At 66.7% G+C, this 971-nt stretch carries 1 protein-coding gene and 1 pseudogene; both read left to right on the top strand.

From position 1 onward, the window contains the following. Positions 1–159 precede the first annotated feature (159 nt). The gene (locus MLGJGCBP_RS22445; RefSeq protein WP_160098096.1) at positions 160–513 is read left to right on the top strand and encodes a hypothetical protein; all 354 of its coding nucleotides are present in this window, start codon (positions 160–162) and stop codon (positions 511–513) included. Further along, positions 506–971, top strand: a pseudogene (locus tag MLGJGCBP_RS22440) (conjugal transfer protein); the annotation flags it as partial. The gene MLGJGCBP_RS22445 and the pseudogene MLGJGCBP_RS22440, both read left to right, overlap by 8 nt.

Below are 971 nucleotides of genomic sequence, written 5' to 3'. Positions count from 1 at the left end.
TCCACGTTGGCGGTCTACATGACAGCCACCCGTCTCGGGGTGTGGCGGGTGAGCGCACTGACCGTCCACTGACGCCGAGGCATCGCGTCGACGCATGCGAGGACGGCGCAACGCCAACCAATCGAACTCAGCTAGGCACGACTGATGCTAGGGGCAGTGATGACAACAAGTTCAACGACGAAAGCTGCGAACGCGGTAACAGCATGGCCGGAGGACGGCGAGCAGGCGGAGGGACTGCTCGCCCTGATGGCGCTGGCCGCGTCGATCGACGCACGCTCATGGCAGGAGCACAGATCCCGCATCGACGGGTGGCTCGCCGATTGCGCCGACGTCGAAGCGGTGTTCACGCTCGACAGGTTCGGGTGGGGCGACGCCGCGGTGCGGTTGGCCGAGTTCTATGACGGGGCCCGCAACGACGTGGACACGGTTTTCGCTCGTGCCCGCGAACTACATGCCCAGGCGGTCCCGCTGGACCTCAACCTGACACGCGGGACGGGGGAGCGCGATGAGTGAGCGTGGTGTGAAGGATCCGGTGAACTCGACCCCGGAGCTGTATCTGATCGGTGCGGTCGTAGCCGTCGTCGGAGTGGTCGGCGGCGGTGTGATGCTGGCGCTGCGCTTGGGCACCGATCAGGAGGTGTCTGCGAACCCGGTGGTGGTCCTGATCCACCTGGTGAAGGGACATCTTCAGTGGTCGACGGCCGCGACGGCGATCCTCGCGGTGTACACGGTGCTGGTGCTGGCGGCGGCGGCCGTGATCCTGGTGCTACTGGCCCGCAGCCGTGGCAAGCGCACCCGCGTCGACGACAAGGCCAAGCACATGGGCCGGTTGCGGGACGTGGGCTCGCTGACCGAAAAGCAGTGCCGCACGGAGTCGGACCGGTTGGGCGTCGTCCTCGCCGAGAATGCGGCACCGGGGGTCCCGATCGGCAAGCACCTGTTGTCGGGGCAGAACCTGTACGCCAAGTACG

Source organism: Rhodococcus sp. T7 (assembly GCF_009872365.1).
GTDB lineage: Bacteria > Actinomycetota > Actinomycetes > Mycobacteriales > Mycobacteriaceae > Rhodococcus_F.
The sequence above is the reverse complement of the archived record's forward strand: the minus strand, read 5'-3'. Positions and strand labels throughout refer to the sequence as shown.

Bases quoted from the DNA above. Each gene is read 5' to 3' on its own strand.
- MLGJGCBP_RS22445 (WP_160098096.1), top strand. From the start codon at position 160: ATGACAACAAGTTCAACGACGAAAGCTGCGAACGCGGTAACAGCATGG.